Annotated in this window: 18 protein-coding genes; 16 read left to right on the forward strand and 2 right to left on the reverse strand. The window is 75.2% G+C overall.

Annotated elements, in window-relative coordinates; genetic code table 11:
• The first annotated feature begins 225 nt into the window (after positions 1-225).
• The 11 genes from ACZ6J5_RS01245 to ACZ6J5_RS01295 all read left to right on the forward strand — a co-directional run bounded on the left by ACZ6J5_RS01245 (position 226) and on the right by ACZ6J5_RS01295 (position 14,974).
• A complete protein-coding gene (locus tag ACZ6J5_RS01245; RefSeq protein WP_469386441.1) occupies positions 226-1,044 on the forward strand; it encodes a TIGR03084 family metal-binding protein in 819 nt (272 codons plus the stop codon).
• 62 nt (positions 1,045-1,106) lie between these two features.
• Positions 1,107-2,984, forward strand: a complete 1,878-nt coding sequence (locus ACZ6J5_RS01250) for an acyclic terpene utilization AtuA family protein (RefSeq protein WP_469387402.1) — start codon at positions 1,107-1,109, stop codon at positions 2,982-2,984.
• The gene (locus ACZ6J5_RS01255) at positions 2,981-4,579 is read left to right on the forward strand and encodes an acyl-CoA carboxylase subunit beta (RefSeq protein ID WP_469386443.1); all 1,599 of its coding nucleotides are present in this window, start codon (positions 2,981-2,983) and stop codon (positions 4,577-4,579) included. The genes ACZ6J5_RS01250 and ACZ6J5_RS01255 overlap by 4 nt, the downstream gene beginning before the upstream one ends.
• An 8-nt stretch (positions 4,580-4,587) precedes the next feature.
• Positions 4,588-6,555 (forward strand): acetyl/propionyl/methylcrotonyl-CoA carboxylase subunit alpha, encoded by a 1,968-nt coding sequence (locus tag ACZ6J5_RS01260; protein WP_469386445.1) that lies wholly within the window; start codon positions 4,588-4,590, stop codon positions 6,553-6,555.
• Positions 6,552-7,685, forward strand: a complete 1,134-nt coding sequence (locus tag ACZ6J5_RS01265) for an acyl-CoA dehydrogenase family protein (RefSeq protein WP_469386447.1) — start codon at positions 6,552-6,554, stop codon at positions 7,683-7,685. The genes ACZ6J5_RS01260 and ACZ6J5_RS01265 overlap by 4 nt, the downstream gene beginning before the upstream one ends.
• A 110-nt stretch (positions 7,686-7,795) precedes the next feature.
• Entirely contained in the window at positions 7,796-9,379 is a 1,584-nt protein-coding gene (locus tag ACZ6J5_RS01270; RefSeq protein WP_469386448.1) for an AMP-binding protein, read from the forward strand.
• A gap of 81 nt (positions 9,380-9,460) precedes the next feature.
• Complete coding sequence (locus ACZ6J5_RS01275) at positions 9,461-10,183, forward strand: enoyl-CoA hydratase family protein (RefSeq protein ID WP_469386450.1); 723 nt, start codon at positions 9,461-9,463, stop codon at positions 10,181-10,183.
• Positions 10,171-10,749 carry a TetR/AcrR family transcriptional regulator gene (locus tag ACZ6J5_RS01280; RefSeq protein WP_469386452.1) on the forward strand — a complete coding sequence of 193 codons (579 nt, stop codon included), beginning with the start codon at positions 10,171-10,173 and terminating at the stop codon, positions 10,747-10,749. The genes ACZ6J5_RS01275 and ACZ6J5_RS01280 overlap by 13 nt, the downstream gene beginning before the upstream one ends.
• Before the next feature lie 111 nt (positions 10,750-10,860).
• Positions 10,861-11,274: an effector-associated constant component EACC1 gene (locus tag ACZ6J5_RS01285; RefSeq protein WP_469386454.1), complete on the forward strand. Its 414-nt coding sequence runs from the start codon at positions 10,861-10,863 to the stop codon at positions 11,272-11,274.
• Positions 11,275-11,276: 2 nt separating this feature from the next.
• Positions 11,277-13,679: a caspase, EACC1-associated type gene (locus ACZ6J5_RS01290; protein WP_469386456.1), complete on the forward strand. Its 2,403-nt coding sequence runs from the start codon at positions 11,277-11,279 to the stop codon at positions 13,677-13,679.
• A gap of 227 nt (positions 13,680-13,906) precedes the next feature.
• Complete coding sequence (locus ACZ6J5_RS01295) at positions 13,907-14,974, forward strand: isopenicillin N synthase family dioxygenase (protein ID WP_469386458.1); 1,068 nt, start codon at positions 13,907-13,909, stop codon at positions 14,972-14,974.
• Here the strand turns inward: ACZ6J5_RS01295 and ACZ6J5_RS01300 are convergent.
• The gene (locus ACZ6J5_RS01300; protein ID WP_469386460.1) at positions 14,953-16,053 is read right to left on the reverse strand and encodes a citrate synthase 2; all 1,101 of its coding nucleotides are present in this window, start codon (positions 16,051-16,053) and stop codon (positions 14,953-14,955) included. The two genes, ACZ6J5_RS01295 and ACZ6J5_RS01300, sit on opposite strands and share 22 nt — an antisense overlap.
• Positions 16,054-16,327: 274 nt before the next feature.
• Between ACZ6J5_RS01300 and pdxH the strand changes: the two genes are divergently transcribed.
• Positions 16,328-16,960 carry a pyridoxamine 5'-phosphate oxidase gene (pdxH, locus tag ACZ6J5_RS01305; RefSeq protein ID WP_469387404.1) on the forward strand — a complete coding sequence of 211 codons (633 nt, stop codon included), beginning with the start codon at positions 16,328-16,330 and terminating at the stop codon, positions 16,958-16,960.
• Positions 16,961-17,337: 377 nt separating this feature from the next.
• Entirely contained in the window at positions 17,338-18,726 is a 1,389-nt protein-coding gene (locus ACZ6J5_RS01310) for a PAS domain-containing protein (RefSeq protein WP_469386462.1), read from the forward strand.
• Between the two features lie 79 nt (positions 18,727-18,805).
• On the opposite strand, the gene ACZ6J5_RS01315 is transcribed toward ACZ6J5_RS01310, so the two are convergent.
• The gene (locus ACZ6J5_RS01315) at positions 18,806-19,561 is read right to left on the reverse strand and encodes an SIS domain-containing protein (protein ID WP_469386463.1); all 756 of its coding nucleotides are present in this window, start codon (positions 19,559-19,561) and stop codon (positions 18,806-18,808) included.
• Between the two features lie 150 nt (positions 19,562-19,711).
• Here ACZ6J5_RS01315 and ACZ6J5_RS01320 point away from each other — a divergent pair, with 150 nt between their 5' ends.
• The 3 genes from ACZ6J5_RS01320 (at position 19,712) to ACZ6J5_RS01330 (ending at position 22,606) form a co-directional block, all read left to right on the forward strand.
• Positions 19,712-20,404 (forward strand): metal-dependent transcriptional regulator, encoded by a 693-nt coding sequence (locus ACZ6J5_RS01320; RefSeq protein ID WP_361165524.1) that lies wholly within the window; start codon positions 19,712-19,714, stop codon positions 20,402-20,404.
• 448 nt (positions 20,405-20,852) lie between these two features.
• Positions 20,853-21,734, forward strand: coding sequence for an alpha/beta fold hydrolase (locus tag ACZ6J5_RS01325; RefSeq protein ID WP_469386465.1), 882 nt, complete (start codon positions 20,853-20,855; stop codon positions 21,732-21,734).
• 62 nt (positions 21,735-21,796) lie between these two features.
• Positions 21,797-22,606, forward strand: a complete 810-nt coding sequence (locus ACZ6J5_RS01330) for a N,N-dimethylformamidase beta subunit family domain-containing protein (RefSeq protein ID WP_469386467.1) — start codon at positions 21,797-21,799, stop codon at positions 22,604-22,606.
• The last annotated feature ends 7 nt before the right edge of the window (positions 22,607-22,613 follow it).

Consider the following 22,613-nt stretch of genomic DNA (forward strand, 5'->3'; position numbering starts at 1 on the left):
CCTGTACGACGCGCCTGTACGACGCGCCTGTACGACGCGCCTGTACGACGCGCCTGTACGACGCGCCTGTACGACGCGCCTGTACGACGCGCCTGTACGACGCGCCTGTGCAACGCACTTGTACGACGTGCCTGTACGACGCACGTGTGCGGTCCGCTCGCGGACCGCCCGTGAGTCTTGTCCGCGCACCGCCCGTGACCGCAGATCCCCCGAGGGGAGCGCTCCGTGTCCGACCCCGCCGCCGTGCTCGACGACCTGGCCGCCGAGAGCGAGGAGGCCGACTCCCTGGTCCGGGGGCTGAGTGCCGAGCGGTGGGCCGCTCCGACCCCCGCCGCCGGGTGGACGGTCGCCCACCAGATCGCGCACCTCGCCTGGACCGACCGGGCCGCGCTGCTCGCCGCCACCGACCCCGACGCCTTCGCCGCCGAGGCGGCCGAGGCGCTCGCCGCGCCGGACACCTTCGTCGACGAGGGCGCCGAGAAGGGCGCGGCCCTGCCGCCCGCCGAACTCCTCGCCGACTGGCGGGACGGCCGCGAACGGCTCCTCGCGGCCCTGCGCGCGGCCCCGCCCGGTGCCCGGTTCCCCTGGTACGGGCCCGCCATGAGCGCCGCCTCCCTGGCCACCGCCCGCCTGATGGAGACCTGGGCGCACGGCCAGGACCTCGCCGACGCGCTCGGGGTGGTCCGCACGCCCACCGCGCGGCTGCGGCACGTGGCCTGGATCGGGCTGCGAGCCCGGGACTACGCCTACCTGGTGCGCGGACTGACCCCGCCCGCCGAGCCCTTCCGGCTCGAACTCACCGCCCCTGACGGGACGTCGTGGACGTACGGCCCCGAGGACGCGGCCCAGGTGGTCCGGGGGCCCGCGCTCGACTTCTGCCTGCTGGTCACCCAGCGCGTGCACGTCGACGACACGGCCCTCGTTCCGCTCGGAGCGGAAGCAACCCGCTGGCTCGGCTTCGCCCAGGCCTTCGCCGGCCCGGCGGGCCCGGGCCGCCCGCCGAAGGGCGGCGCGCGGGAGCAGGCGGAAGGAGACACCGCGTGAGCCCCGTCGGTCCCGTCGGCCCTTCCGGCCGCGCGGACCGCCCGGACCGCGCGGGCCGGGTCCTGCGCATCGGCAACGCCTCCGGCTTCTACGGCGACCGCTTCGACGCCGTCCGGGAGATGCTCACCGGCGGTGGCACCGGCGGTGGCACCGGCGGGGGCACCGGCGGGGGCACCGGCGGGGGCACCGGCGGCGGGCCGGACGGCTCCGCCGGTGCCGGGCTCGACGTCCTCACCGGGGACTACCTCGCCGAACTGACCATGCTCATCCTCGGCCGGGACCTCCTCAAGGACCCCTCCACCGGCTACGCCAAGACCTTTCTGCGCCAGATGGAGGAGGGCCTCGGGCTCGCCCACGAGCGCGGGGTGCGGATCGTCGCCAACGCGGGCGGGCTCAATCCGGCCGGGCTCGCCGAGGCGCTGCGCGCGCTCGCCGGGCGGCTCGGGATCCCGGCCCGGATCGCCCACGTCGAGGGCGACCGGCTGCCCGCGCGGGACGGCGTCCTCGCCGCCAACGCCTATCTCGGCGGGGCCGGGATCGCCGCCTGCCTCGACGCGGGCGCCGACGTCGTCGTCACCGGCCGGGTCACCGACGCGGCCCTGGTCACCGGGCCCGCGCAGTGGTTCTTCGGCTGGCGGCCCGGGGAGCCGGGGGAGCCGGGGGAGTCATGGGAGCCCGGACGGCCCCGACACCCCGGACACCCCGGACGCCCCGGAGCCCCCGGAGCCCCCGGAGCCCCCGGGCTCCCCGGCGGCTACGACCGGCTCGCGGGCGCGGTCGTCGCCGGGCACGTCCTGGAGTGCGGCACCCAGGCCACCGGCGGCAACTACGCCTTCTTCGCCGCCCACGACCCGAAGCTCCTGCGCCGCCCCGGCTTCCCGATCGCCGAACTCCACGAGGACGGCAGCGCGGTGATCACCAAGCACCCCGGCACCGGCGGCCTCGTCGACGTCGGGACGGTCACCGCGCAGCTGCTGTACGAGACGGGCGGCGCGCGGTACGCGGGACCCGACGTCACCGCCCGGCTCGACACCGTGCGGCTCGCCCAGGAGGGCCCGGACCGGGTGCGGATCTCCGGGGTGCGGGGCGAGGCCCCGCCGCCCACGCTCAAGGCGGGCCTGTGCCGGCTCGGCGGTTTCCGCAACGAGGTCGTCTTCGTCCTGACCGGGCTCGACATCGAGGCGAAGGCCGCGCTGGTCCGCGCCCAGATCGAGGACGCCCTCGCGGACCCGGCGGTCAAGGCCCGCCCCGGGGACGTCCGTTGGGAGCTGTCCCGCACCGACCGGCCCGACGCGGACACCGAGGAGACGGCGAGCGCCCTGCTGCGGCTCGTGGTCCGCGACCCGGACCCCGAGGCCGTCGGCCGGGCCCTGTCGGGCGCGGCGATCGAGCTGGCGCTGGCGAGCTACCCCGGTTTCCATGTGACCGCCCCGCCCGGGAAGGGCGCCCCCTACGGGGTGTTCGAGACCGCGCACGTCCCCGCCGGGGAGGTCCCGCACACGGCGGTGCTGCCCGACGGGACCCGCGTCGCCGTGCCCGTACCGCCGGACAGCCGGGTCCTCGAACCCGTACCGCAGCCGCCGTTGCCCGCGCCGCTGCCGCCGGGACCCACCCGGCGCGGGCCGCTCGGGCTCGTCGCCGGGGCCCGCAGCGGGGACAAGGGCGGGGACGCCAACGTCGGGGTGTGGGTCCGGGACGACCGGGCCTGGCGCTGGCTCGCGCACACCCTCACCGTCGAGCTCTTCCGGGAATTGCTTCCGGAGACGAAGGAACTCGCGGTCGAGCGGCATGTCCTGCCCGGTCTCCGGGCCCTGAACTTCACCGTCACCGGGCTGCTCGGCGAAGGCGTCGCCGCCCAGGCCCGGTTCGACCCGCAGGCCAAGGGGCTCGGCGAATGGCTCCGCTCCCGGCACGTGGACCTACCGGAGGAACTGCTGTGACCGTCCTCGCCTCCGCCCTCGACACCGGCGGACCCGACTACGCGGCGCACCGCGCGGCCATGCTGGAGAAGCTGGCCGCGCTCGACGCCGAACACGCCAAGGCCCTCGCGGGCGGCGGCGAGAAGTACACCGAGCGGCACCGGCGGCGCGGCAAGCTGCTCGCCCGCGAGCGGATCGAGCTGCTGGTCGACCGGGACACCCCGTTCCTGGAGCTGTCCCCGCTCGCCGCCTGGGGCAGCGACTACCCGGTCGGCGCCTCGCTGGTCACCGGCATCGGGGTGGTCGAGGGCGTCGAGTGCCTGATCACCGCCAACGACCCGACCGTGCGCGGCGGCGCCTCCAACCCCTGGACGCTGAAGAAGGCGCTGCGGGCCAACGAGATCGCCTTCGCCAACCGGCTCCCGGTGATCTCCCTGGTCGAGTCCGGCGGCGCCGACCTGCCCTCGCAGAAGGAGATCTTCATCCCGGGCGGCGCGCTCTTCCGCGACCTCACCCGGCTGTCCGCCGCCGGCATCCCCACGATCGCGGTCGTCTTCGGCAACTCGACGGCGGGCGGCGCGTACGTCCCCGGCATGTCCGACCACACCGTGATGATCAAGGAGCGGTCGAAGGTCTTCCTCGGCGGGCCGCCGCTGGTCAAGATGGCCACCGGCGAGGAGAGCGACGACGAGTCGCTCGGCGGCGCCGAGATGCACGCCCGGGTCTCCGGGCTCGCCGACCACTACGCCGTGGACGAGCCGGACGCGCTGCGCCAGGCCCGCCGGATCGTCGCCCGCCTCAACCACCGCAAGGCGCTGCCGGATCCGCTGCCCGCGGCGCCCCCGAAGTACGACGAGGACGAGCTGCTCGGGATCGTCCCCGGCGATCTGAAGACGCCCTTCGACCCGCGCGAGGTGATCGCCCGGATCGTGGACGGCTCGGCGTTCGACGAGTTCAAGGCGCTGTACGGGCCGAGCCTGGTGACCGGCTGGGCCGAGCTGCACGGCTACCCGGTCGGCGTCCTCGCCAACGCGCGGGGCGTGCTGTTCAGCGCCGAGTCGCAGAAGGCTGCGCAGTTCATCCAGCTCGCCAACCAGCGCGACATCCCGCTCCTCTTCCTCCACAACACCACGGGTTACATGGTGGGCAGGGAGTACGAGCAGGGCGGCATCATCAAGCACGGCGCCATGATGATCAACGCGGTCGCCAACTCGAAGGTCCCGCACCTCTCCGTCCTCATGGGCGCCTCCTACGGCGCCGGGCACTACGGCATGTGCGGCCGGGCCTACGACCCGCGCTTCCTCTTCGCCTGGCCGAGCGCCAAGTCCGCCGTCATGGGCCCGCAGCAGCTCGCGGGCGTCCTCTCCCTCGTGGCGCGCGCCTCGGCACAGGCGAAGGGGCGCCCGTACGACGAGGAGGGCGACGCCGGGATGCGCGCCTTCGTCGAGGCGCAGATCGAGGCGGAGTCACTGCCCGTGTTCCTCTCCGGGCGGCTCTACGACGACGGGGTCATCGACCCCCGGGACACCCGCACGGTCCTCGGGCTCTGCCTGTCCGCCATCCACAACGCACCGGTCGAGGGCGCGCGCGGCGGCTTCGGCGTCTTCCGAATGTGAGGGCTCTCGTGATTTCCACCGTCCTTGTGGCGAACCGGGGCGAGATCGCCTGCCGGATCTTCCGCACCTGCCGCGAGCTGGGCATCGCGACCGTCGCCGTGTACTCCGACGCGGACGCCGGCGCCCTGCACGTACGGGAGGCGGACGCGGCCGTCCGGCTGCCGGGGGCGACCCCGGCGGAGACGTACCTGCGCGCCGACCTGGTGGTGGCGGCGGCGCGGGCGGCCGGCGCGGACGCGATCCACCCCGGCTACGGATTCCTCTCGGAGAACAAGGAATTCGCGGAGGCGGTGACCGGCGCCGGGCTCACCTGGATCGGGCCGCCGCCCGCCGCGATCGAGGCGATGGCCTCCAAGACCCGCGCCAAGGAGCTCCTCGGCATCCCGCCGCTCGACCCCGGCGAGGTCACCGAGGCCGACCTGCCCGTCCTGGTGAAGGCCGCGGCGGGCGGTGGCGGACGCGGGATGCGGATCGTCCGCGAACTGGACGAGCTGAAGGGCGAGTTGGCTGCCGCCTCGGCCGAGGCACTGAGCGCCTTCGGGGACGGCGAGGTGTTCGTCGAGCCGTACGTCGAGGACGGCCGGCACGTCGAGGTGCAGATCCTCGCCGACGCGCACGGCACGGTCTGGACGCTCGGCACCCGCGACTGCTCCCTCCAGCGCCGCCACCAGAAGGTCATCGAGGAGGCCCCGGCCCCCGGCCTCCCGGCGGAGCTGCTCGGCTCCCTGTACGCGGCCGCCGCCTCCGCCGCCCGATCCGTCGGCTACACGGGCGCGGGCACGGTCGAGTTCCTGGTCGCGGACGGGCGGGCGCACTTCCTGGAGATGAACACCCGCCTCCAGGTCGAGCACCCCGTCACCGAGGAGGTCCACGGCCTCGACCTGGTCGCCCTCCAGCTCGCGGTCGCCGAGGGCGCCCCGCTGCCGCCCGAGCCGCCCGCGCCCCGGGGCCACGCCATCGAGGCCCGGCTGTACGCGGAGGACCCGGCGGCCGGGTGGCGCCCGCAGACGGGGGTGCTGCACGCGCTGGAGTTCCCGGGCACCACCGGAGCGCCCGGTGGCGCGCCGGAGGCCGCCGGCACCCGGGTCCGCGTCGACACCGGCTACGCCTCCGGCGACGCCGTGGGCGTGCACTACGACGCCATGCTCGCCAAGGTCGTCGTGCACGCCCCCACCCGCGCCGAGGCCGCCCGCAGGCTGGCCCACGTCCTGGAACGGGCCCGGATCCACGGCCCCGTCACCAACCGGGACCTGCTCGTCGCCTCCCTCCGGCACCCCGGCTTCACCGACCCGGAGCGCCTCGGCACCGGCTTCTACGAGCGGCACCTGGCGGCGGTCACCGAGCCGCCCGCCGGGGAGGAGCCCGCCGCCGTGGCCGCCGCGCTCGCGGCGGCGGCACGGGGCCGGGGCCGCTTCGGCGGCGGCTGGCGCAACGTGCGCTCGCGGGACGAGACGAGGACGTACGAGGGCCGCGCCGGCCACGAGGTGCGCTACCGTCCGACCCGGACCGGCGGCCACGAGGTGACGGCCCCGCCCGGGATCCGCGCGGTGGCCGTCGGGCCGGACCGGGTGAGCCTCGACGTGGACGGCGTGGTGCGCCACTTCGAGGTCGCCGAGCACGACGGCACCGTCTTCGTCGGCCGCCACCGCCTCACCGCCGCGCCGCGCTTCCCCGACCCGGGCGAGCAGACCGCCCCCGGCTCGCTGCTCGCGCCGATGCCCGGCACCGTCGTGCGCGTCGCCGAGGGCCTGGCCGTGGGCGACCGGGTCGAGGCCGGGCAGCCCCTGCTCTGGCTGGAGGCCATGAAGATGGAGCACCGGGTCACCGCGCCCGCCTCCGGCACGCTCACCGCCCTGCACGCCGCCCCCGGCCGCCAGGTCGAGGTCGGCGCCCTGCTCGCCGTCGTACAGCCGGAACAGCCGGAACAGCCGGAACAGCCGGTCCCGGCCGAAGCCCAGGAGGACCAGACCGCATGAGCAGCATCATCGAGTCCCCGGAACACACCGCGCTCCGCGCCGCCGTCTCCGCCCTGGGGCACCGGCACGGCCCCGGCTTCGACCGGGCGAGCCTGTGGGCGGAGGCGGGCAAGCTCGGCTACCTGGGCGTCAACCTGCCCGAGGAGTACGGGGGCGGGGGCGGCGGCATGGCCGAGCTGTCCATCGTCCTGGAGGAGGCGGGCGCGGCCGGCGCGCCGCTGCTGATGATGGTGGTCTCGCCCGCGATCTGCGGCACGGTCATCGCCCGCTTCGGCACCGAGGAGCAGAAGCGGGCCTGGCTCCCCGGCCTGGCGGACGGCAGCCGCACGATGGCCTTCGGGATCACCGAGCCGGACGCGGGCTCCAACTCGCACCGCATCACCACCACCGCGACCCGCACCGAGGACGGCTGGGTCCTCAACGGCCGCAAGGTCTTCGTCTCGGGCGTGGACATCGCCGACGCCACCCTGATCGTGGGCCGCACCTCGGACGCCCGCACGGGCAGCCTGAAGGCCTGCCTGTTCATCGTCCCGCGCGACACCCCGGGCTTCGAACGGCGCCACATCGAGATGGAACTGGCCGCCCACGAGAAGCAGTTCGAGCTGGTCCTGGACGAGGTGCACCTGCCGGCCGACGCACTGGTCGGCGACGAGGACGCGGGCCTGCTCCAGCTCTTCGCCGGGCTCAACCCCGAGCGGATCATGACGGCCGCGTTCGCGATCGGCATGGGCCGGTACGCGCTGGCGCAGGCCGTGAGGTACGCCAAGGAGCGCCAGGTCTGGAAGGCCCCGATCGGCGCCCACCAGGCCATCGCGCACCCCCTGGCGCAGGCCCACATCGAGCTGGAGCTGGCCCGCCTGATGATGCGCAAGGCCGCCGCGCTGTACGACGCGGGCGACGACATGGGCGCGGGCGAGGCGGCCAACATGGCCAAGTACGCCGCCGCCGAGGCCTGCGTGCGGGCCGTCGACCAGGCCGTGCACACCCTCGGCGGCAACGGGCTGACCAAGGAGTTCGGACTGGCCCGCCTGATCACCGCCGCCCGGGTGGCCCGGATCGCCCCGGTCAGCCGGGAGATGATCCTCAACTTCGTGTCCCACCAGTCCCTGGGTCTCCCCAAGTCGTACTGATCCGCGCCATCCTGGCCGTCCTCGGCACCGCCCGTTCATCCGCCGATCCGCCGATCCGCCGATCCGCCGATCCGCCGACCACCGATCCACCGATCAGGGGGCACGTACGCATGGTGTTTCACAGCGAGTACCCGGACGTCCCGGCCGTCTCCCTCCCCATCCACGACGCCGTCCTCGGCGGCGCCGCCGCGTTCGGCGACCTGCCGGCGCTGATCGACGGGGCGGCCGGGGCGGGGGAGGCGGCGCTCACGTACGGGCAGCTCGACGCCTTCCACCGGCGGGTCGCCGCCGGGCTCGCCGGGGCGGGGGTGCGCGCGGGGGACGTGCTCGCGCTGCACAGCCCCAACACCGTGCTGTTCCCGGTCGCCTTCTACGCGGCGACCCGCGCGGGGGCGGCCGTGACCACCGTGCACCCGCTGGCCACGCCGGAGGAGTTCGCCAAACAGCTGCGGGACTCCTCCGCGCGGTGGATCGTCACCGTGTCGCCGCTGCTCGCGACGGCCCGCGCGGCGGCCGAACTCGCGGGCGGGGTCGAGGAGGTCTTCGTCTGCGACACCGCCGAGGACTGCCGCTCGCTCCAGGAGTTCCTCGGCTCGACGGAACCCGAGCCGGTCCTGGACGTCGACCCGGCGGCGGACCTCGCGGCCCTCCCGTACTCCTCCGGCACCACAGGCGTCCCCAAGGGCGTGATGCTCACGCACGCCTCGATCGCGACCAACCTGGCCCAGCTCGAACCGCTGATGCCGATGGGGCCGGGTGACCGGATTCTTGCGGTATTGCCCTTTTTTCACGTATACGGGCTCACCGCTCTGATGAACGCCCCCCTGCGGCGCGGCGCCACCGTCGTCGTGCTGCCCCGCTTCGAGCTCGACGGCTTCCTCGCCGCCATCGAGAAGCACCGCATCAACGCCCTGTACGTGGCCCCGCCGATCGTCCTCGCGCTCGCCAAGCACCCGGCGGTCGCCTCCTACGACCTGTCCTCGCTGCGCTACATCGTCTGCTCCGCCGCCCCGCTCGACGCCGCCCTCGCCGAGGCGTGCTCGGCGCGGCTCGGCCTGCCGCCCGTGCGGCAGGCGTACGGGATGACGGAGATGTCCCCGGCCACCCACCTCGTGCCGCTCGCCGCCGAGAACCCGCCGCCCGGCACCGTCGGCAAGCTGCTGCCCTCCACCGAGATGCGGCTGGTCTCCCTCGACGACCCCGCGCGGGACGCCGCTTCGGGGGAGGAGGGCGAGATCGCGTTCCGCGGCCCGCAGGTGATGAAGGGCTACCTGGGCCGGCCGGACGCCACCGCCGCCATGATCGACGAGGCCGGCTGGCTGCACACCGGCGACATCGGGCGGGTCGACGAGGACGGCTGGCTGTACGTCGTCGACCGGGTCAAGGAGCTCATCAAGTACAAGGGCTTCCAGGTCGCCCCCGCCGAACTGGAGGCGCTGCTCCTCACCCACGAGGGCATCGCCGACGCCGCCGTCGTCGGGGTGCCGGACGAGGACGGGAGCGAGATCCCGAAGGCCTTCGTGGTCCGCCAGCCCTCGGCCGGGGACCTCACCGGCGAGGAGGTGGCGGCGTTCGTGGCCGCGCGGGTCGCCCCGTACAAGAAGATCCGCCGGGTCGAGTTCATCGGGGCGGTCCCGAGGGCGGCGTCGGGGAAGATCCTGCGCCGGGAACTCCGGGCGCCGCGCACACCGTGAACGAGACCCGCGCACCACGAGCCCTGTGAGCCCCACGAGACCCACGCGCACCACGAGACCCGTGAGAACCGAGGACCGCACATGAGCCTGATCGACATCGCCGCCGACCGGGGCGTCACCACCCTCGCCCTGGACTCCCCGGCCACGCGCAACGCGCTCTCGGCGCCCCTGGTGGCCGAGCTCGCCGAGGCGCTGGCCGCCTGCGGCAAGGACCCCGAGGTACGGGCGGTCGTGCTCACCCACACCGGCGGCACCTTCAGCGCCGGCGCCGACCTGAAGGCGCCGCCCGGACCGTACGCGTTCGTCGACCTGCTGCGGCAGATAGTCGAACTCCCCAAACCGGTCGTCGCCGTCGTCGACGGGCACGCCCGCGCGGGCGGACTCGGACTGCTCGGCGCCTGCGACATCGTGCTGGCCTCCGACACGGCGGACTTCGCGCTGACGGAGGTCCGGATCGGGGTCGCGCCCGCCGTGATCTCGGTGACCCTGCTCCCCAAGCTGGACCAGCGGGCGGCGGCCCGCTACTACCTGACCGGCGAGCGCTTCGGGACGGCCGAGGCCCGCGCCATGGGCCTGGTGACGGCGTCGGCCGACGCTCTCGACGCCGTCCTCGACGGGCTCCGCGCCGCCTCGCCGCAGGGGCTGCGCGCCTCGAAGCGGCTGGTCACGGCTAGAGTCCTGGAAGCCTTCGAGCGGGACGCGGAGGAGCTGGTCCAGCTGTCCGCGTCGCTGTTCGCCTCGGCCGAGGCACGCGAAGGGATGACGGCCTTCCTCGAACGACGGGACCCAGCATGGCGGCTCTGACCGGCCCGAAGCAGGACCGGAGCCGCGCCACCCGGCAGCGGCTCCTGGAGGCCGCGGTGTCCTGCCTCGCCGAGCACGGCTGGGCGGGTTCCACGGTGGCGGTCGTCGCCGAACGGGCCGGCGTCTCGCGCGGCGCCGCCCAGCACCACTTCCCCACGCGCGAGGACCTGTTCACCGCAGCCGTCGAGTACGTCGCCGAGGAACGCTCCCAGGCCCTGCGCGAGCTGCCCGCCGTCGGCCGCCAGGAGGCCGTCGCCGCCCTCGTCGACCTCTTCACCGGCCCCCTCTTCCGCGCCGCCCTCCACCTGTGGGTGGCCGCCTCCGACGAGGAGCCGCTGCGCGCCCGCGTCACCGAACTCGAAGCCCGCGTCGGCCGCGAGTCCCACCGCATGGCCGTCGCGCTCCTCGGCGCCGACGAGTCCCGCCCGGGCGTCCGCGAATCCGTCCAGGGCCTCCTCGACATGGCCCGTGGCCTCGGCCTCGCCACCCTCCTCACCGACGACCGCGCCCGCCGCGACCGGGTCGTCGCCCAGTGGGCCCGCATCCTGGACGAGACCCTCGGCTGACCCGCGCTTGGGCGAACCGGGCGCCGGGTAGGGGGACCTGGCGCCACACTGAAGGCGGAAAGTCCGGCGAAGCCGACGGGCCCACCGGCCCCTCGGGCCAACGGGGGACACATGCGCGACAGGGACGTACGGCTGGCCATCACGCCCGACCCGGAGCACGGCCCGGAGGCGGCCGAGCCGCTGGCCCGCCGGCTGCGCGACGAGATCGCCGCGCTCGACGGGCTCGACGGGCTCGACGGGGTCTCGGTCCGCGCCGAACCCGCCGGACCGGCGCCCGACGGCGCGAAGGGCTCCGACGCGGTCACCCTCGGCGCGATCGTCGTCGCCCTGAGCGCGTCCGGCGGCGTCCTCACGGCGTTGGTCGAGACCGTACGGGACTGGCTCGGCCGTTCCTCCGCGCGGCACCGCGTCTCGGTGACCATCGACGGCGACACCATCGAGCTGGAGCGGGCCACCGACGCCGAGCGCGCCGCGCTGGTCGAGGCGTACGTGGCCCGGCACAGCGCCCGCCCCACGGACGGCTAACCGTGGGCCGGCGGCTGGCGCTGCTGATCGCCACGTACGCGTACGAGGACCCCGGACTGCGCCGGCTGACCGCCCCGGCGCACGACGCGGAGGCGCTCGCGGCGGTGCTGCGGGACCCGGAGATCGCGGGCTTCGAGGTCACCGTCCTCGTCAACGAGCCGCACCACCGGGTGGGCGCGGCCGTCGGGGAGTTCTACCGCGACCGGCGGCGCGACGACCTGACGCTGCTCTACTTCACCGGCCACGGCCTGAAGGACGAGGACGGCCGGCTCCACCTCGCGATGACCGACACCCGCCGCGACGGCCTGCTGTTCACCGGGCTCTCCGCCGAGCTCGTCGACCGGGCCATGGAGGGCTGCGCCTCCGGCCGGAAGGTGCTGATCCTCGACTGCTGCTACAGCGGGGCCTTCCCGTCCGGCCGCGCCGCCAAGGACGACACCTCCGTACACACCCTGGAACGCTTCCGGGGCCGCGGCCGGACCGTCCTCACCGCCTCCGACGCGACCCAGTACTCCTTCGAGGGCGACCGCGACCGCGCGCGGGCGCTCGGCGAACCGGTGCGCTCGGTGTTCACCCACCACTTGGTGGAGGGCCTGCGGACCGGCGCCGCGGACCTCGACGGGGACGGCGACATCACCGTCGACGAGCTCTACACCTACGCCCGCGACCGCGTCGTCGCCGAGGTCCCCCGGCAGCACCCGCTGAAGCGGGACGACGTCGACGGCCGCACCGTGATCGCCCGCAACGTCCACTGGACGCTCCCCGCCCACCTGCGCGCCGCCCTCGACGGCCCCCTCCCGGACGTCCGGCGCGGCGCGCTCGCGGCCCTCGCCCAGCTCCACGGCATCGGCAACGCGACGGTACGGGCGGCGGTCCTCGCGGAGCTCCGCGCCCTGACGGCGGACGACAGTAGACAGGTCTCGACGGAGGCGACGGCCCTCCTCGCGGCCCTCCCGGGCCCGGAGCCCGTACGAGAGCCGGGCCCCGAGCCCGTACGGGTTCGCGAGCCGGGCCCCGAGCCCGTACGGCAGCCGGAGCCGGAGCCGGAGCCGGAGCCGGAGCCGGACCCGGACCCGGACCTGGACCTGGACCCAGGGCCCGTACGCGAGCCGGGCCCCGACCCCGAGCCCGTACGGCAGCCGGACCCGGACCCGGACCCGGACCCCGGGCCCGTACCGGAGCCGGTGCGGGCCCGGGGGCGTGCCCTCGGCCCCCGCCGCCGCACCGCGCTCCTCGCCGCCGCCGTCGCGGTCGCGCTGCTCGTCGGCACCCTGGCCGCGCTGAAGGCCGGCACCGGGGGCGCGGACGACGGCGAGGGGGCGGGGGCCGCGAGAGGCGCCACGGCGTCGTCCGGCACCGCCGGCGTCCCGGCGGCCTCCGCCCCCGCCGCCATCGGGCTCCGGCTGCGCCGGACGCTCCCCTCCCCGCTCGGCACCTGGGTGGCGTTCACCGCCGACGGCAAGGGCCTCGCCACCGGCTTCCGCGAGACGACCTGGCTGGTGGACCCGGTCAGCGGACGCACGACCGCCACCCGCACCGCGGGATACGCGGAGGCCGCCGCCCCCGACGGCAGGACCTTCGCCGTCGTGGACGTCGACCCCGAGGCTCGGGTGATCGCGGTGCGGCTGCTGGACCTCGCGACGGGCGCGACCCGCACCCTCCCCGTCGCCGTGTCGGGCGCGGTCCGCATGGCGTTCAGCCCCGACGGCCGGACGCTGGCCACCGCGGGCACCGCCACCCGGAAGGAGGGCTACGCCAACCCGGTGCGCCTGTGGGACGTCGCCACCGGTACCGCCACCGGAATCCTCGACGGGCTCGCCAACGGCGTCCAGTCCATGCGCTTCAGCCCCGACGGCGGCACCCTCGCCACCGGCGTCGCCGACGGGCGGGGCGCAGACGGCGGGGTGTGGCTGTGGGACGTGGCCGCCCGGAAGCACACCGCCACCCTCGCCTCCGGCGTCCTCCTGGAGTTCGCCCCGGACGGCAAGACCCTCGCCGCGAGCGGGCGGCCGAAGAGCTCGGCGCGCCTGTGGGAGGTGCCCGCCGGGAGGCCGGCCGCGAGCCTGGGACCGGGGGAGCCGCTCGGGTTCAGCCCGGACGGCGAGACCCTGGCCCTGCGTGAACCGGGCGGTCCGCTGCGGCTGTGGCGGGTCGCCGGCGGCACCCCCGCCGTGACCCTCACCCTGCCCGGCGCCGACGCGGTGGTGTTCAGCCCCGACCGCAGGACCGCCGCCACCGTCGACGCGGAGGGCACCACCCGGCTGCGGGACCTGGTGGGCGGCCGGACCGTGGACATCCCCGCCGAGGACGTCCGCAGCGTCTCCTTCAGCCCGGACGGCCGGACCCTCGCGACCGCCGGAGCCGACCGGAAGGTGCGCCTGTGGGAGGTGCGCAACCCGGCGTGACGGCGGCCACAGCCGCCCCCCGGCCCCCGCAGTACGCTGGTGCCATGCTGTCGCTCGTACGTCGTCGCCACGTGGACCTGCTCCGCGTCGCGAGCATGGGCTGTCCGGGTCGTCCCTGACCCCAGGCCCGACCCCCTCGCCCGGTACGGGGCGGACGCGACGCGGCACGGTCCGCCGCGCGTCCGGCACCGGAGACCGGGCGCCGTACACCCCCGCGGACGCACATCATGAGTTACACCTCGCAGCTCCCCATCGTCGACCTCTCCGCTGCGGACCGAGGCCCGCAGGCCCGCCGGCTGCTGCGCGCGCAGCTCCACTCCGCCGCCCACGACGTGGGTTTCCTCCAGCTCGTCGGGCACGGCGTGACCGAGGCCGAGACGCGGGCGCTGACCGGCGCCATGCGGGCCTTCTTCGCGCTGCCGGAGGCGGACCGGCTGGCCCTGGACACGACGAACTCGCCGCACTTCCGCGGCTACACCCGGACCGGCGACGAGCGCACCGGCGGTGCCCGCGACTGGCGCGACCAGCTCGACATCGGCGCCGAGCGGCCCGCGCACGTGCCGGGCCCGCAGGAGCCCCCGTACTGGTGGCTCCAGGGCCCCAACCAGTGGCCCGCCGCCCTGCCGGAGCTGCGGCTCGCGGCGCTGAACTGGATCGAGCGGCTCAGCGGCGTCGCCGAGCGGCTGCTGCGCGAGCTGCTGGCCTCCATCGGTGCCGCGCCCGACTTCTACGCCGACGCGTTCGGGCCGCGCGCCCACCCGCACCTCAAGCTGGTCCGCTACCCGGGCAGCAGCGGCGAGGGCGACGACCAGGGCGTGGGCGCGCACAAGGACTACGGTTTCCTGACCCTGCTGCTCCAGGACCAGGTGGGCGGGCTTCAGGTGGAGCGGGAGGACGGCGTCTTCCACGACGTGCCGCCGCTGCCGGGCGCGTTCGTGGTGAACCTGGGCGAGCTGCTGGAGGTGGCGACGGACGGCTATCTCGTCGCCACCCACCACCGCGTGGTCTCACCGCCCGGGGCGACGGAACGGTTCTCCGTGCCCTTCTTCTACAACCCGAGGCTCGACGCGCGGATCGCCCCGCTCGTCTTCCCGTACGCCGCCGCGGCGCCCGGGGTCACGGCCGACCCGGCGAACCCGCTGTTCGCCGAGTACGGCCGCAACGAGCTGAAGGGCAAGCTCCGGGCCCATCCGCTGGCGGCGGCCCGCCACCACGCGGACCTGCTGCCGGAACGGGACCAGGGGGCCCAGCCCGCTCGGCAGGCCCCGCCCGCTCAGCCCGCGATGTCCTCGTAGCCCTCGATCTCGCGCGGGTCGCGGACGCCGGGGCCGGTGTAGCGGGCGGACGGCCGGACCAGGCGCCCGGTGCGCTTCTGCTCCAGGATGTGCGCCGACCAGCCGGCCGTGCGGGCACAGGTGAACATCGAGGTGAACATGTGCGCCGGGACCTCGGCGAAGTCCAGGACGATGGCCGCCCAGAACTCGACGTTGGTGGCGAGGACGCGGTCGGGGCGCCGGTTGTGCAGCTCCTCCAGGGCGGCCTTCTCCAGCGCCTCCGCGACCTCGAAGCGCGGCGCGGCGAGCTCCTTGGCGGTGCGGCGCAGCACACGGGCGCGCGGGTCCTCGGCGCGGTAGACGCGGTGGCCGAAGCCCATCAGCCGCTCGCCCTTGTCGAGGGCCTGCTTGACGTACGCGGTGGCGTCGCCGGTGCGCTCGATCTCCTCGATCATGCCGAGCACGCGGGAGGGCGCGCCGCCGTGCAGCGGGCCGGACATGGCGCCGACGGCGCCCGAGAGGGCGGCGGCCACGTCGGCGCCGGTGGAGGCGATGACGCGGGCGGTGAAGGTGGAGGCGTTCATGCCGTGCTCGGCGGCGGAGGTCCAGTAGGCGTCGACGGCCTTGACGTGCTTCGGGTCCGGCTCGCCCCGCCAGCGGACCATGAAGCGCTCGACGACGGTCTCGGCCTTGTCGATCTCGCTCTGCGGGACCATCGGCAGCCCCTGGCCGCGGGCCGACTGGGCGACGTACGACAGGGCCATGACGGCGGCGCGGGCGAGGTCGTCGCGGGCCTGCTCGGCGGGGATGTCGAGGAGCGGCTTGAGGCCCCAGACCGGCGCGAGCATCGCGAGGGCGGACTGCACGTCGACGCGGATGTCGCCGGAGTGCACCGGGATCGGGAAGGGCTCGGCGGCCGGCAGGCCGGGGTTGAAGGCGCCGTCGACCAGGAGGCCCCAGACGTTGCCGAAGGAGACGTGGCCGACCAGGTCCTCGATGTCGACCCCGCGGTAGCGCAGCGAGCCGCCCTCCTTGTCGGGCTCGGCGATCTCCGTCTCGAACGCGACGACTCCTTCGAGCCCCGGTACGAAGTCAGACATGAGGCGGCTCCTCTTCAGCGATGTGTGCGATGCATGGGTGTGTGCGGGCCGTGCATTCGCTGCCTGATCGATGATCAATCATTCCGTCGGCCGGTTGGCGGGACGCAACAGTGATCCAGCGGATGAGTCTGTACGGTTCCGCTGATGCGGGGAAGCGTGACATCCGGCACACTGCGCCGAATCGGCGAAGAAGGATTAGCGACCCGTGGTGCCGGGCAGACTCGGTCGCTACGGCAGGATGGCCCCCGTGACCGACGCTCTCGATCCCGCCGACATGCGCGAGCAGTACCGCACCATGGAGCTGACCCTGGCGGACCTCGCACCCGAACCGGTCGAACAGTTCTCGCGCTGGTTCAAGGAGACCGCCGCGACCCCGGCGATCCACGAGCCGAACGCGATGGTCGTCTCCACCGCCACCCCCGACGGCCGCCCGTCCTCGCGCACGGTGCTGCTCAAGCACTACGACGCGGCGGGCTTCGTGTTCTTCACCAACTACGGCTCGCGCAAGGGCCGGGAGCTGGCGGCGAACCCGTACGTCTCGCTGCTCTTCCCCTGGCATCCGATGGCCCGGCAGGTCGTCGTGACCGGCCGCGCGGCGCGCGTGGGGCGGGACGAGACGGTGGCGTACTTCCGCACCCGCCCGCACGGCTCGCAGCTCGGCGCGTGGGCCAGCCCGCAGTCGGCGGTGATCGGCTCGCGGGCCGAACTGCTCGCCCGGTACGAGGAGCTGGCCGCCCGCCACCCGGAGGGCGAGCAGGTGCCGGTGCCGCCGGAGTGGGGCGGCTTCCGGGTGGTGCCGGAGGCGGTGGAGTTCTGGCAGGGCCACGAGAACCGGCTGCACGACCGCCTGCGGTACGTGCGCGAGGCGGGGGCCGAGACCTGGCGGGTCGAGCGCCTGGCGCCCTGAACGGGCCGGATCGGGCCGGGCCGGACCGGATCGGGTCGGACCGGATCGGGCCGTCCGCGTCCCTGGAGACGCAGACGACCCGTGGGCCTTGGTCCCGTCCGCTGCAGTTCGGACGGAAGCCGGCCGGACTGACCGGCGGCCCACGGGTCGGGTGACTGCGATGGTGTCGGCAGAGGGCCTGCCGAGGTGCACAAGAGTGCGACGGCAGGCCTTAGCCCGCAGTCACCTCACGAGTCCGAAAAGAAACCATTTTTTCGGATCACCTCCTTTCACGTGTGCCTTCACCATAGGAAGCTCCGCGCGCCCGCTCAACCTATTTTCCGCAACGGGCTGTGTCCTGGGTCACGTTTCCAGTTGAATGAGCCGGGGGGTGTCGGATGAGTGCTTCGACGGCGAGTGTTCCCGGGGCGGACCTGCTGGCCGCGCTGCTCGACGGCATGGACGCCGCGCTGTGCGCGCTGGACGCCGGCGGGACGGTCACCCACTGGAACCGCGAGGCGGAACGGATCCTCGGCTGGTCGGCGGGGGAGGCGGTCGGCCGGCGCGGCTTCGACGGCTGGGCGGCCCGCAGCGCCGACGCCGAGGACACCCTGGCCCGCCTGATGCGGGCGATGACCGCGCCCGGCCGCCAGGTGCACGAGTTCGCGTTGCTGCGCAAGGACGGCGGGCGGGTCCTGGTCCGCACCCAGACGGCCGGCGTGCGCGGCCCCGACGGCGCACCGGCCGGGGTGTACTGCGCCTTCAGCGAGGTGCACGTCCAGGTCGACCTGGAGCGCTCCCTCGCGCTCAGCGAGGCCCTGTTCGGGGAGGCGCCCTGGGGCGTCGTCCTGGTCGACGTCGACCTGCGCCCGGCGGTCGTCAACGGCTACGCCGCCCGCGCGCTGGGCACCGCCCGCACCACGCCGCTGGGCCGCCCGCTGGGCGAGCTCGTGATCCGGGGCGCCGAGGAGCTGGAGGCCGCCGTCCAGCACGTCCTGGCCGCCGGGGCGCCGCCCGCTCCCGCCGACCTGTGGGTGACGCTCGACGGCCCGCGCGGGGAGCGCCGCCGCTGCTGGCGCTCCGGCTTCGTCCGGCTCACCTCCCCGCTCGCCGAGGAGCCGGAGCCGGTCCCGCTGGGCGTCGGCTGGCTCTTCCAGGACGTCACCGAGGCGCGGCTGGCCGAGCGCGAGGCGGACCGGCTGCGCTTCCGCTGGAACCAGCTGCACCGCGCGGGCACGGCGGCGGCGGAGTGCGAGGACCCGGAGGAGGCCGCCGCGACCCTCCTGGACTTCGCCGTGGCGGGCTTCGCCGACCACGTCCTGGTCGACCGCGCCCTCCCTGACGGGCGCCTGGTCCGCGCCCTGGCGACCCCGTCGGGCGCCCCCGGCCCGGTGACCCGCACGGCGACCGGCGGCATCCCGCTGCCGTACCCGCCGGCCCACCCGGCCCTCCGCGCACTGGCGGGCCCGTCCCCGACCCGCGCGAGCGCCACCACGGACCGCCCGGGGGCCCCGGCGCCCCAGGGAGCACCCCCGGCGTTCCCCGCGCCCCCCGAGCCCCGCACGGTGCCCACGGCACCCACGGCACCCGACTGGTCCGCCGGACACCTGTGGCCCCCCGGCATGGCCCACGCCCTGTGCGTCCCCCTCCGCGCCCGCGCCCGCACCCTGGGCGTCGCCACCTTCCTCCGCTCCCCGTCCCGCCCCGCCTTCGAACGGGACGACGCGGTGTACGCGGAGACGGTGGCGGGCCGGGTGGCGGCGGCGCTGGACGCGGCCGGGACCTGACGGAACCCGTGAGGGGGTGGTGGCGAGTCCTCGCCACCACCCCCTCACGGGTTCCCCGCCGCTCAGCGCCGGAAGAAGATCAGTGCCGGAAGAAGATCCGGTCCCCGTACTCCGTCATCACGCGCCCGTTCCACTCGTGCCCGCCGTCCACGTTGCCCGAGCGCAGCAGCGGCGGCTCGATGCCGCGGCGGACCAGGTCCTCGGCGGCGGCGGCCATGGTGGCCTGCATGAGGGCGCTGGTGACGACCGTGGAGGCGGGGGCGAAGGGGGCCTCGATGCCCTCGTGGGTGAGCTCCGCGTCGCCGACGGCGATCTTGGAGTCGAGCACGATGTCGCAGTGGTCCTTCAGGTACGACCCCGAGACGTGCCGCGAGCGGGTCTCCGTCGCGTACGCCACGGAGGTCACGCCGATCACGGTGAGGCCGAGGGCGCGGGCGTTCATCGCCATCTCGACCGGCAGCGCGTTGCGCCCGGAGAGCGAGATGATGATCAGCACGTCGCCGGCCCGCGCGGGGGAGGAGTCCAGGACCGCGCCGGCCAGGCCGTCCACGCGCTCCAGGGCGGAGCCGAGGGTGGCGGGCATCACGTCGACGCCGACGACGCCCGGGACGGCCAGCAGGTTCATCAGGGCCAGGCCGCCCGCGCGGTAGACGACGTCCTGCGCGGCGAGCGAGGAATGGCCGGCGCCGAAGGCGAACAGCCGGTTGCCCGCGGCGACCGCCTCCGCGATGGCCGCCCCGGCCTCGGCGACGGCGTCCGCTTCCTCGTCCCGCACCTTCTGGAGCAGGCCGATCGCGGCGTCGAAGAACTGTCCGGCCAGCTTGCTCTCGCCCATGGCGGCGGCTCCTTCTCGTCGTGGTCGCCGATCACGGTGCGGTCTGGACCATTGCTCTGTCAATACCGCCTCACCCGGGCGCGCCCCGGTTGTCGGTGTGATGCGTCAGAATTGGTGCAGGGCCAGCGCACGACTCATCGAGGGGCACGTATGTCCGGACTGATCGACACCACGGAGATGTATCTCCGCACCATCCTTGAGCTCGAAGAGGAAGGTGTGGTCCCCATGCGTGCCCGGATCGCCGAGCGGCTGGACCAGAGTGGTCCGACCGTGAGCCAGACCGTGGCCCGGATGGAGCGCGACGGCCTGGTGGCCGTCGCCAGCGACCGCCATCTGGAGCTCACGGAGGAGGGCCGCCGCCTGGCCACCCGCGTGATGCGCAAGCACCGGCTCGCCGAGTGCCTGCTCGTCGACGTGATCGGCCTGGAGTGGGAGCAGGTCCACGCGGAGGCGTGCCGCTGGGAGCACGTGATGAGCGAGGCGGTGGAGCGCCGGGTCCTCGAGCTGCTGCGCCACCCGACGGAGTCGCCGTACGGCAACCCGATCCCGGGCCTGGAGGAGCTGGGCGAGAAGGCCGAGGCGGAGTCCTTCCTGGACGACTCGATGGTCTCGCTGGCCGACCTGGACGCGGGCGGCGAGGGCAAGACGGTGATCGTCCGCCGGATCGGCGAGCCCATCCAGACGGACGCCCAGCTCATGTACACCCTGCGCCGGGCCGGCGTGCAGCCGGGATCGGTCGTCTCGGTGACGGAGTCCCCGGGCGGCGTCCTGGTGGGCAGCAGCGGCGAGGCGGCGGAGCTGGACGCGGAGGTGGCGGCGCACGTCTTCGTGGCGAAGCGCTGAGCCGAGGGGCCGTGGGCCGTGGGGGCCGTGAGGGGCGGTACCGCCCCTCACGGCCCCTTCCCCTCCGCTTCCCCTCTGCCCGCCCCCTCCCCAGGGGCCCGTTTCACGGCGGAATCGCCACGCCCCCGCCCCCGCGCGTGCCACGCTGGGGGTATGAGGGCCGGCCTTCATGCGCAGCGCGCCACCGCGACGAAGAGCCCCGGCGCCGTGCGGCGCCGGGGCCCGTCCTCCCCTGTGTCGACCCGGAGCCCCGAGCTCCCAGGGTCGTTCCCCACGGACCGTTTTCCCCGAGCGGTCCGCCTCCCGCTGAAGATCTCCCCTCGGCCGCGCCCGCCAATCCTTGAGCGTTGTCACTCGAACGAGGGGTGTTGAGCGGCAGCAGCGCATTTTCGAATACGGGTTCGATAGTCTGGCGCAGTTCCAAGGGAAAGAGGGGGTGCCGAGCAGCATGGTGCGACGACTCGACGTCACCGGGGCCGGGGGCGTACGCCTGGTGGCCTGGGACTTCACGGAGGACACCGCCCCCGTGGCGGCCGACGGCTCCGGGGTCTTACTCCTCCACGGACTGATGGGCCACGCCGCCCACTGGACCCGCGCCGCCACCCGCCTCGGCCTCGGCCACCGCACCGTCGCCCTCGACCAGCGCGGCCACGGCGGCAGCGAGAAGCCCGCCGAGGGCCCCTTCACCCGCGAGGCGTACGTCGCCGACGCGGCGGCCGTCGTCGAGCGCCTCGGCCTCGGCCCCGTCACCCTCGTCGGGCACTCCATGGGCGCCCTCACCGCGTGGCAGCTCGCCGCCGAGCGCCCCGACCTCGTCCGCGCCCTCGTCATCTGCGACATGCGCGCCTCCGCCCTCGGCGCCGCCTCCCAGCGCGAGTGGCAGGACTGGTTCCGCCGCTGGCCCGTCCCCTTCGCCTCGCTGGACGCCGTCCGCGCCTGGTTCGGCGACGCCGACCCCTGGGTCGAGCGGCCGCACCCGGCCCGCGGCGAGTTCTTCGCCGAGGTGATGGCCGAGCGCCCCGACGGCTGGCGCCCGGTCTTCGACCCCGCCCAGATGCTCACCTCCCGCGAGACCTGGGTCCACGACGCCCACTGGGAGTCCCTCGCCCAGGTCCGCTGTCCCACCCTCGTCGTGCGCGGCCTGGACGGCGAGCTGGGGCGCGCGGAGGCCCAGGAGATGGTCCGCGTCCTCCCGCGCGGGGCGTACGCGGAGATCCCCAACGCCGGGCACCTCCTGCACTACGAGCACGCCGACGCCTGGCGCGAGGCCGTCGAGCCGTTCCTGGAAGCCGTCCTGACATCCCGGCAGACCCCGGCGCCGGGTCTATAAGATCACCGGCGGGCGCCGTCGGGGCGTCAGCGCGATCAGTGACGCCGGACCCGGAGGTCCCCATGCAGCTCGCCCGCCGTACGGTCCTGCTCGCGGCCGGTGCCGCCTCCGCGGCGCTCGCCGTCGCGACCCCCGGCACGGCCGCCGCCGGGCCGCTGCCCCCGGCCGGCCCGCACACGGGCGACAACCCCACCGTCCGGGAGAACCTGGCGGCGGGCTCCGACGCGTGGACCGTCGGCAGCGGCGAGACCTGCGGGGTGGACGAGCGCCGCCCCGAGATCCAGGGGTACGCGCTCGCCGCCTCGGTGGAGCCCGGCCAGGAGCTCGCGCTGCGCGTCTCCGCGCGGGCCGGCGGCACCTGCGAGGTCGCGTTCTACCGGCTGGGGCACTACGGCGGCGACCGCGCCCGCCACCTGCGCACGGTGCCCGAGGTCCCCGCCGACGGGCGCACCTGGCGGACCCGGATCCCCGCCGACTGGACCTCCGGCCTCTTCCTGGCCGTCCTCACCACCCCCGAAGGGCGCCGCGCCTACACGCCGTTCGTGGTCCGCGAGCCCGCCCGCCGCTCCGACGTGCTGGCCGTCGTCCCGCTGAGCTACGCGGGCCGCCGCCCCTACCCGGGCCTCGGGATGCCCGGGACGCTGGGCACGGACGCCAGCACCGCCCGCTGGCTGGAGGAGGCCGGGTACGACGTCACGTACGCGACCGAGGAGGACGTCCGCGCCCGCCGGGTCCGCCCGGGCCGGTACGGGGCGGTCGTGCACCCCTCGGCGACCGCGCTGCCCCGCCCGCTGGCCCTCGCCGAGCCGGGCCACACGGACGAGCGCACGCGGACCGAGGCCGCCGCCCTCCTCGACGGCCTCCTCCGCTAGGGCCTGC

This window comes from Streptomyces sp. NPDC042100 (genome assembly GCF_055582325.1).